Origin of the sequence: Rhodopseudomonas sp. BR0C11 (genome assembly GCF_010820945.1) — a bacterium.
GTDB lineage: Bacteria > Pseudomonadota > Alphaproteobacteria > Rhizobiales > Xanthobacteraceae > Rhodopseudomonas > Rhodopseudomonas palustris_H.
Window position 1 is genome coordinate 1 of the sequence record NZ_QTKI01000163.1, and the last position, 9,799, is coordinate 9,799.

The following is a 9,799-nucleotide window of genomic DNA, read 5'->3' on the forward strand; positions in this document are numbered from 1 at the left end:
GCTCAACCACGCCTCGATGATCGAAGGCATTCGTCACAGCCGCAGCGAGACCCGGATCTTCGCGCATAACGACCCGCGCGACCTCGAGCGCAAGCTCGCCGATCTCGACCCGCACGCGCCGAAGCTGGTGGCGTTCGAGTCGGTGTACTCGATGGACGGCGACATCGCGCCGATCGCCGAGATCTGCGACGTCGCCGACGCGCACAACGCCATGACCTATCTCGACGAGGTTCACGGCGTCGGCCTGTACGGCCCGAACGGCGGCGGCATCGCCGATCGCGAAGGCCTCAGCCACCGCCTCACCGTGATCGAAGGCACGCTGGCGAAGGCGTTCGGCATCGTCGGCGGCTATATCACCGGCTCGGCGGCGCTGTGCGATTTCGTCCGCAGCTTCGCCTCGGGCTTCATCTTCTCGACCTCGCTGCCGCCGGCGGTCGCCGCCGGCGCGCTGGCCAGCGTCCGCCACATCCGCTCCAGCTCGGCCGAGCGCGATCGTCACCAGGATCGTGTCGCCCGGCTGCGGATGCGGCTCGACCAGGTCGGCGTCGCCCACATGCCGAACCCGAGCCACATCGTGCCGGTGATGGTCGGCGATGCGGTGCTGTGCAAGCAGATCAGCGACGAGCTGATCAACCGCTACGGCATCTACGTGCAGCCGATCAACTATCCGACCGTGCCGCGCGGCACCGAGCGGCTGCGGATCACGCCGTCGCCGCAGCACACCGACGCCGACATCGAGCATCTGGTGCAGGCGCTCTCTGAAATCTGGGCACGGGTCGGCCTCGCCAAGGCTGCCTAAGCTCTTCACTGATCTACCCGAGAAAGACTGGCGCGCGCCTCCCGGCGCGCGCCTTTGTTTTTGGCGGGGCTCTGCGCTGCGGCGGTGTGCTTCGGTCAAACGCCGAAGCCCACACTGGCTCGGGCGTTTGAGAGCCTCAGTCTCGCGCTCGGCCTAACCTCTCCCCGCGCGCGGGGAGAGGTCGGATTGCGCAGCAATCCGGGTGAGGGGCGGTTCGGCATATCCGAGCTTCAGATCTTTCGACGGCGAGGGCCGGGCTCAGCGGATCAGAGCCACCGGCCCCCTCGGTTCAGCCTCGCTTGCCGCGCGGCGATGGCCGGGTCAGGCGCATCCGGCCATGGGTGCGCGGCAGGAAGTGCGAGCCTTCGGCCTTGATGAACTCCAGCATCGCCCGCGCCGGCGGCAGCAGCACCTTGTCCTTGCGGCTGACCAGGAACCATTGCCGCACCACCGGCAGCCCCTCGACGTCCAGGATCACCAGCCGCCGCTCGTCGAGCTCGGTGGCGACGGTGTGGGCGGAGATGAAAGCGACGCCGAGCCCGGCGATCACCGCCTGCTTGATGGTCTCGTTGCTGCTCATCTCCATGCCGACCGGCGGGCTGATTCCGGCGCCGCCGAAGAACTGCTCCATCAGGCTGCGGGTGCCGGAGCCGGGCTCGCGGGTGTCGAAGGTCTCGTTCGCGAGTTCCTGCGGCGCGATGTTGTCCTTGCGCGCCAGCCGGTGCGCGGTCGGCGCGATGATGACGTGGGGGTGATCGCCGATCAGGTGGACATCGACTTCCAGATCGACCGGCGGCCGTCCCATGATGGCGATGTCGAGCTCGTAGTTGCGCAGCTCCGCGCCGATCTCCTGGCGGTTGCCGATCGACAGGTGGACGTCGATCTTCGGATGGCGCTTGAGGAAGCCGGAGATCGCGAACGGCACGAAGTACTTTGCGGTCGACACCGCACCGATCGAAATCCGCCCGGCGGTTTTGCCGGCGATCATCTCCAGCGAGGTCTCGCAGGCCGCGATCGCCGCCTCGATCCGCTCGCTGAGCGCCAGCACCTCGCGCCCGGCATCGGTCAGCCGCATCCCGTCGTTGCTGCGCTGGATCAGCGGCAGATCGGCCAGCGCCTGCAGATTGCGGAGCTGCAGCGTGACCGCCGGTTGGGTCAGGTTCAGCTTGCCGGCCGCCGCTGTGATGCTGCCGGTCTCGGCCAGCGCCGCCAGCGCGCGGAGCTGGCGAATCGAGACGGTTTTGAACTGTCGGCTCATCAAACAAACACGGCGTACGGGAACGATTGCGAACTGTCGGCTATTCGCCCGAGAGGGTCAACCTGGACGCGGATCTGTCAGCCCGGCTCCGGGCTTATGGGGGGCGGGTGCACGAGGCGTGTCGCCCTGAGCTCGCATTGAGCTGGTCGCCGACTGACACAGCCACGGCCGGGTTCTTCGCTGCGGGCCAGGTCTTATGGGCGCGGCGATGGCGAGGCGGGTGCCTGCACGAAATTGGGCGCGCAGCGGGGAGAGTCTGTGCCGGATTGTGTTAGTTGGCTTGCTGGTTCCTCATGAATTGATCGATCTAGTGATTAGTTCGCTGTAATGGCGGGTTCTGTGATTTAGCCGAAAAGCAATATTGGTTGGAATGCCGCTTTTGGTGCGCTGCAATGAATGCCATGATTACTACGTAACTACGTGAGATAACGAGTATCAGTCTGTTTAGCTTTGCGGTGCACGAGAATCACGTTCATTTAAACGGTATATTAGCGAGCGAGTTATCATCATTCTCGCGGTTTCGTTGCGTACTATGGAGTGGCCGGCTGCCGCCACGGCAAAAAGCGACATGCGATCGTCGAAAGGGAGGTCGTGTGAAAAGTCGTATTCTGCATATTGATGACGATCCAGCGATGCTGAAGGTCGTCGCCGCGGTGTTGTCCCGAGATCCGGATCTTGAAACCAGGGGATGCCTTTCCGCCGAGGAAGGCGTGCGCGCCGCGGCCGAATGGCTGCCGGACCTGATCCTCAGCGACGTTTCGATGCCGGATGTCGACGGCGTGCAATTCCTCGAAGAACTCCGCAATCAGCCTATCACCATGAGCATCCCGGTGGTCTTCACCACCGCGTGCGGCCGGTTCGACGACATCTCCGATTTCAGATCGCTCGGCGCCTCCGGCATCATCGCCAAGCCGTTCAATCTGCGCGAACTGATCAGCAGCGTGCGCAGCTATCTCGAGCTGGCGGCGGCGGCTGTCGACGATGAAGCGCCTGCTCCGGAGATCGAGATCCGCGACCGCTTCAGGGAAGACGCCGCGCTGCTGCGCGAGCTGCGGGAGCCGTTCGAATCCGGCGCGGCCCCGGACGGTCTGCGCCACGTGGCCCACAAGTTGGTCGGCGTTGCGGGGATCTACGGCTTTGCGGCGATCAGCGCGGCTGCGGCCGAGGTGGAGCGCGCGCTGAAGCATGCGCTGCACGATCCGGCTTCCCGGGCCGACGTGGTGTCCCGTCTCGACGAATTGCTCGACCTCTTGGACCAGAACAGCGGCCTGCGGCCGGATTGATCAGCGCGACTGGAGAGCCGTATGAGCGCCCCTGTGATCCTGATTGCGGACGACGATCCGGCGGTTTTGGCCGCGTTGTCGGCGCGATGCCGCAAGATCGGCTTCGAGGTCGACACCGCCACCAACGGCCTGCAGATGCTGCTCAAGGCGCGGCGCAAGTCGCCGGACCTGATCATCGTCGACATCAACATGCCGAAGCTCGACGGGCTCACCGCTTCGTTTCATCTGCTCGAACCGGGTGGCCTGCCGGTCGACGTCATCGTCGTCACCGGCATCACCTGCGAGGAGACGCTGGAGCGCTGCGAGGCGATGGGGATGTTCTACGCCTGCAAATGTGAGCAGTTCTGGCATCACATCAGCTGCGCGCTCACCGAGATCTTTCCGCAGATGGCCGAAGCGATCGCCGAGCACACCGGGCCGCTGATGGCCGGGCTCGACGTGCTGCCGATCCGGCCGCGCGTGCTGGTGGTCGACGACGACGAGCAGGTCGGCCAGTTCCTGGCGAGCCGGCTGAAGAAACTCGGGATCGAGGTGCTGTATGCGCCGAACGCCGCCCGTGCATTGCGGATGGCGGCCGGTCAGTATCCGAGCGTGGTGGTGACCGACTATCACATGCCGGAAGGCGATGCCGATTTCCTGATCATGCGGCTGCGCAGCTCGCGCACCACGGCGCAGATCCCGGTCATCGTCCTCAGCGGATGGGAGATCGATGAAGCCACCGCCAAGCTGCTGAAGCGCGATATGCTGGGCCATTCCGGCGCCGTTGCGATCTTCAAGAAGTCGTTCGACGTGCAGGCGCTGTTCGATGCGATCCAGCAGTACTGCACCGGCGAGTCCAGGCCGGACGCAGCGGTCTAGCCGGATGGCGCACCGATGAACGACTTCAACGACGCCAAGCGGAAGTTCGAAGGTGCGCCGATTCCGGCGCCGCGACGGCCGGTGCGGCGGGGCGGACGTGCCTTGGTCCGCCTGTTCGGCGTCGCGGTGATCGTCTCGCTCAGCGTGATGGCGGGGCGGATCGCCTCGCAATACACCCGCACTTGGGAGCCTCCCGGTCTCGGGCACGGGTTGGACGTACCGTGGTGGATCTTCGTGATCTCGCTGGCGGTCGGCCTGTCGATCGCCGGCCTGATCGAACTGCAATTGTCGCGCTACGAGCGGCGCAACGCGCACAAGCTCAAGCAGGCGCACCTTGCGGCGATCGTCGAGGGATCGAGCTACGCGATTGTCGGCCAGTCGATCGACGGCACGGTGCTGAGCTGGAACAAGACCGCCGAGCGGCTGTTCGGCTACACCGCCGAGCAGGCGATCGGTCAGAACGCCACCGAGCTGATGGTCCCCGACGATCTGCGCGACGAAGAGCAGCAGATGCTGTCCGGTATCAGCGACGGCACCGCGTTCGCGTATCTCTGGACCAAGCGCAAGCGGGCAAACGGCACGTTGGTCGATGTCGCCGTCAGCATCTCGCCGATCCGCGCCGATGACGGCCGGCTGATCGGGATGGCGGCGTCGATGCGCGACATCACCGATCTGGTGCAGGCGGAGCGCGAGGTTCACGACCTCAACGCCGCGCTGGAGCGTCAGGTCGCCGAGCGCACCTGCCAGCTCGAGAAGACCCTGACGCTGCAGACCGCCATTCTCGAACGCGCCGCTTATGCGGTGATCGCCACCGACGTCTCCGGCACCATCACGCTGTTCAATCCGGCCGCCGAGCGCATGCTCGGCTACAAGGCCTCCGATCTGATCGGCCGCGCGACCGCGATGCTGTTCCACGACCCCGACGAGCTCGCCGCGCGTGCCGATGCGATGCGCAAGGAGGGAGTGACCGTCAACACCAATCTCGGTGTGCTGCAGGCGCGCCTTGCCCGTAACGATCCCGACACCGCGGTGTGGACCTACATCGATGCGCTCGGCAATCGGATCCCGACCCGGCTCACCCTCAGCCGGCTGCGCACCCGCGACGGCGTCAATCTCGGCGTACTGGGGATTGCGGTCGATCTCACCGAGCAGCTCAAATACGAGGACGAACTCAAGGCCGCGCGCGCCACCGCCGAACAGGCCAGCGCCGCCAAGGCGGATTTCCTCGCCAATATGAGCCACGAAATCCGCACGCCGCTGAATGGCATCATCGGCTATGCCGATCTCGTTCTGGAGGACGAGACGCTGGCGCCGGACACGCGCCGTCAGGTGATGCGGATCTTCGAGGCCAGCGACTCGCTGCGGGTGATCATCGACGACATTCTCGACTTCTCGAAGATCGAAGCCTGTGGCGTCACGCTGGAGAGCAAGCCGCTCTACATCAACGAGCTGATCGCCAATTGCGCATCGATCATCGAGCCGAAGGCGGACGAGAAGGGATTGAAGCTGATCGCGACCGCGCGCGCCACGCCGCCGGTGCTGATCGGCGATGCGGTGCGGCTCCGTCAGGTGCTGCTCAACCTGATGAACAACGCCGTCAAGTTCACCTCGGCCGGATCGGTCGAGCTGATCGTGTCGTGCATCGGGCGGGTCGATCATCTGGTCCGTCTGCGCATTTCCGTTGCCGACACCGGCATCGGCATTTCGCCGGAGGCGCAGAAAGGGCTGTTCAAGCGCTTCAGCCAGGCCGACGAGACGATCTCGCGCAAATTCGGCGGCACCGGGCTCGGGCTGGCGATCTCGCAGCGGATCGTCCAGGCGATGCACAGCGAACTCAAGATCGAAAGCCAGCCGGGCGCCGGCAGCACGTTCTATTTCGAAGTCGAGATGCCGGTCGCCGAACGGCTCGATATCGAGCGCCACGATGCGCAGGTCCATTGCAGACGCTCGGCCAAGATCCTGGTGGTCGACGACGTCGAGATGAACCGCGATCTGTGCAAGACGATGCTGACCCGCGCCGGCCACCTGGTCGATCTCGCCGACAGCGGCGCGGCCGCGATCGCGATGGTGGCGAGCCGCAGCTACGACCTGATCTTCATGGACGTTCAGATGGGCGAGATGGACGGGCTGGAAGCCACCCGCCGGATCCGCGCGCTCGCCTGTGTTTACCGCGACGTGCCGATCATCGCGCTCACCGCCAACGTGCTTCCCGAGCAGGTCGAGCGCTACAAGGCGGCGGGCGTCGACGGCCACCTCGGCAAGCCGATAAACCGCGCCGAACTGCTGGCCTGCGTGGCGCGATGGATCGACGGCGATATCGCGCATGTGCCGTCCGAGCCATTGGCGCCGATCGAGCTTGGCTCCGAGCCGGACCATCCGGTGCGCGATCAGGCTGCGCTGGAAGATCTGCGGATGTTCGCCAGCGACCACGATATCGCGGGCTTTTCCGAGCAGCTTCGCGACACCATCGCGCGCATCAGGACGCAATGGCCGCACCACATCGACGCGATGAAGCTCGATCACGAGGCGCGGACCGCGCTCGGCGCCACAGCTCACAAGACTGTATCGCTCGCCGGTCAGCTCGGCTTCAAGCAGTTAGCAGCAGCGTGCCGCCGGATGGAGGCCGCCTGCGCCCCCCACAAGGATATTCCGGATGCGTTTGCGGCGCTTCATGCCGCGCTCGACAACGCCGAGCCGGTGCTCGACGCTCCGTCTGCGGTGGCCTGATCGCGTCGCCTAAGATATAAGAAATTCTTTTGCGATATCGAAGATAATAAAATTTCTCTTATTTTCGCGGTTGTGGTCAATGTCCTCCCACAACGCATCCCGCGACGCCGATCGGCACAGCGCGAACTTCGCGATCGAGTTCCCGAACGGTGTCCGACCATCCAGCCGCCTCGGCCGGCCAGGGCTTTCAAGGAGGACGACATGAACGAAGCAGTCACCATCCGCGGCAAGGACCGCTATCGCTCGGGCGTGATGGAATACAAGAAGATGGGCTATTGGGAGCCCGACTACGAGCCGAAGGACACCGACGTTATCGCGCTGTTCCGCGTCACCCCGCAGGACGGCGTCGATCCGATCGAAGCCGCCGCGGCCGTCGCCGGTGAATCGTCCACCGCGACCTGGACGGTGGTTTGGACCGACCGTCTGACCGCGGCCGAGAAGTATCGCGCCAAGTGCTACCGGGTCGATCCGGTGCCGAATTCGCCCGGTCAGTACTTCGCCTATATCGCCTATGACCTCGACCTGTTCGAGGCCGGCTCGATCGCCAACCTCACCGCATCGATCATCGGCAACGTGTTCGGCTTCAAGCCGCTGAAGGCGCTGCGGCTCGAGGACATGAGGCTGCCGATCGCCTATGTGAAGACGTTCCAGGGCCCGGCGACCGGCATCGTGGTCGAGCGCGAGCGCATGGACAAGTTCGGCCGGCCGCTGCTCGGCGCCACCGTCAAGCCGAAGCTCGGCCTGTCGGGCCGCAACTACGGCCGCGTGGTGTACGAGGCGCTGAAGGGCGGTCTCGACTTCACCAAGGACGACGAGAACATCAACTCGCAGCCGTTCATGCACTGGCGCGAGCGCTTCCTCTACTGCATGGAGGCGGTCAACAAGGCGCAGGCGCAGACCGGCGAGATCAAGGGCACCTACCTCAACGTCACCGCGGCGACGATGGAGGATATGTACGAGCGCGCCGAATACGCCAAGGAGCTCGGCTCGATCATCGTGATGATCGACCTCGTGATCGGCTACACCGCGATCCAGTCGATGGCGAAGTGGGCGCGCAAGAACGACATGATCCTGCATCTGCATCGTGCGGGTCACTCGACCTACACGCGGCAGCGCAATCACGGCGTGTCGTTCCGCGTCATCGCCAAGTGGATGCGGCTCGCCGGCGTCGACCACATCCATGCCGGCACCGTTGTCGGCAAGCTGGAAGGCGATCCGGCGACCACCAAGGGCTACTACGACATCTGCCGCGAGGACTTCAACCCGATGGCGCTGGAGAACGGCTTGTTCTTCGACCAGCATTGGGCCAGCCTCAACAAGCTGATGCCGGTGGCCTCGGGCGGCATCCACGCCGGCCAGATGCACCAGTTGCTCCATCTGCTCGGCGAAGACGTCGTGCTGCAGTTCGGCGGCGGCACCATCGGCCACCCGATGGGCATCGCGGCGGGCGCCACCGCCAACCGCGTCGCGCTGGAAGCCATGATCCTCGCCCGCAACGAGGGTCGCGACTATCTGCACGAAGGTCCGGAAATCCTTGCCAAGGCGGCGCAGACCTGCACGCCGCTGAAGGCCGCGCTCGACACCTGGAAGAACGTGACCTTCAACTACGAATCCACCGACACCCCCGACTACGCGCCGACCCCGTCGGTGTCGGTCTAACAACCTCAACCCGGCCGATAGGCCTTGACCCGTCATTGCGAGGAGCGAAGCGACGAAGCAATCCAGAAGCCCGGTGCACTGCGCTGGATTGCTTCGCTTCGCTCGCAATGACGCAGGCTTTCGGTGCACGGCGAAAACCAAGGAGTAATATCCATGCGACTGACCCAAGGCTGTTTCTCGTTCCTGCCCGATCTCACCGACGAGCAGATCGCCGCCCAGGTGCAATACGCGCTGTCCAAGGGCTGGGCGGTGAACCTCGAATTCACCGACGATCCGCATCCCCGTAACACCTATTGGGAGATGTGGGGCCTGCCGATGTTCGATTTGCAGGACGCCGCCGGCGTGATGATGGAACTCAACGAATGCCGCAAGATCTACGGCGACCGCTACATCCGGCTGTCGGCGTTCGACTCCTCGCATGGTTGGGAATCGGTGCGGCTGTCCTTCATCGTCAACCGCCCGAAGGACGAGCCCGGCTTCCGGCTCGACCGTCAGGAGTCCGACGGCCGCAACATGCGGTACACCACGCGCGCCTATTCGGCCGACAAGCCTGAAGGCCGCCGCTACGGAGGCTGATCGTGGACGCGACAGCAACGACGCCCAATGGAAACGACGCGCCGCCCGCGCGCGTCGATCTCCGCGCCGAGTTCAACGAGGTGGGCATTGGCGAGGTGCTCGATCAGCTCGATCGCGAGCTGGTCGGGCTCAAGCCGGTCAAGACCCGCATCCGCGAGATCGCGGCGCTACTGCTGGTCGAACGCCTGCGCAAGCGGATGGGACTCGCCACCGGCAACCCGACGCTGCACATGTCGTTCACCGGCAATCCCGGCACCGGCAAGACCACGGTGGCGCTGCGCATCGCCTCGATCCTACACAAGCTCGGCTTCGTTCGCCGCGGCCACGTCGTCTCGGTGACCCGCGACGAATTGGTCGGGCAATATATCGGCCACACCGCGCCGAAGACCAAGGAAGTGCTGAAGAAGGCGATGGGCGGCGTGCTGTTCATCGACGAGGCCTACTATCTGTATCGCCCGGAGAACGAGCGCGACTACGGACAGGAAGCGATCGAGATTCTGCTCCAGGTGATGGAGAACCAGCGCGACGATCTGGTGGTGATCCTGGCCGGCTATGCCGACCGGATGGAGAAGTTCTTCCAGAGCAATCCCGGCTTCCGCTCGCGGATCGCCCACCATATCGACTTTCCGGACTACACCG

General features: G+C 64.8%; 8 protein-coding genes. 7 read left to right on the top strand and 1 reads right to left on the bottom strand.

What is annotated here, in order from left to right:
* The coding region (gene hemA / locus DYI24_RS14050; RefSeq protein WP_164572726.1) for a 5-aminolevulinate synthase at window positions 1-799 on the top strand (799 nt) is incomplete at its 5' end.
* A 289-nt stretch (window positions 800-1,088) separates the two neighbouring features.
* Here hemA and DYI24_RS14055 read toward each other — a convergent pair.
* On the bottom strand, window positions 1,089-2,057 hold the full coding sequence (locus tag DYI24_RS14055) for a LysR family transcriptional regulator (protein WP_164572727.1): 969 nt from the start codon (window positions 2,055-2,057) through the stop codon (window positions 1,089-1,091).
* 455 nt (window positions 2,058-2,512) lie between these two features.
* On the opposite strand from DYI24_RS14055, the gene DYI24_RS14060 reads away from it, so the two are divergent.
* The 6 genes from DYI24_RS14060 to DYI24_RS14085 form a co-directional block, all read left to right on the top strand.
* Window positions 2,513-3,340, top strand: coding sequence for a response regulator (locus DYI24_RS14060; protein WP_349627776.1), 828 nt, complete (start codon window positions 2,513-2,515; stop codon window positions 3,338-3,340).
* A gap of 21 nt (window positions 3,341-3,361) precedes the next feature.
* The gene (locus DYI24_RS14065; protein WP_164572728.1) at window positions 3,362-4,198 is read left to right on the top strand and encodes a response regulator; all 837 of its coding nucleotides are present in this window, start codon (window positions 3,362-3,364) and stop codon (window positions 4,196-4,198) included.
* Between the two features lie 15 nt (window positions 4,199-4,213).
* Window positions 4,214-6,925 carry a PAS domain S-box protein gene (locus DYI24_RS14070; RefSeq protein ID WP_164572729.1) on the top strand — a complete coding sequence of 904 codons (2,712 nt, stop codon included), beginning with the start codon at window positions 4,214-4,216 and terminating at the stop codon, window positions 6,923-6,925.
* Window positions 6,926-7,126: 201 nt separating this feature from the next.
* Window positions 7,127-8,584, top strand: a complete 1,458-nt coding sequence (locus DYI24_RS14075) for a form I ribulose bisphosphate carboxylase large subunit (RefSeq protein ID WP_107343569.1) — start codon at window positions 7,127-7,129, stop codon at window positions 8,582-8,584.
* A gap of 153 nt (window positions 8,585-8,737) precedes the next feature.
* On the top strand, window positions 8,738-9,160 hold the full coding sequence (locus DYI24_RS14080) for a ribulose bisphosphate carboxylase small subunit (RefSeq protein ID WP_013503624.1): 423 nt from the start codon (window positions 8,738-8,740) through the stop codon (window positions 9,158-9,160).
* 2 nt (window positions 9,161-9,162) lie between these two features.
* Window positions 9,163-9,799, top strand: a 637-nt coding sequence (locus tag DYI24_RS14085) for an AAA family ATPase (protein WP_164572730.1), incomplete at its 3' end; no start/stop codon positions are given.

Bases quoted from the DNA above. Each gene is read 5' to 3' on its own strand.
- DYI24_RS14070 (WP_164572729.1), top strand. From the start codon at position 4,214: ATGAACGACTTCAACGACGCCAAGCGGAAGTTCGAAGGTGCGCCGATT.
- DYI24_RS14075 (WP_107343569.1), top strand. From the start codon at position 7,127: ATGAACGAAGCAGTCACCATCCGCGGCAAGGACCGCTATCGCTCGGGC.
- DYI24_RS14065 (WP_164572728.1), top strand. From the start codon at position 3,362: ATGAGCGCCCCTGTGATCCTGATTGCGGACGACGATCCGGCGGTTTTG.
- DYI24_RS14080 (WP_013503624.1), top strand. From the start codon at position 8,738: ATGCGACTGACCCAAGGCTGTTTCTCGTTCCTGCCCGATCTCACCGAC.
- DYI24_RS14055 (WP_164572727.1), bottom strand. From the start codon at position 2,057: ATGAGCCGACAGTTCAAAACCGTCTCGATTCGCCAGCTCCGCGCGCTG.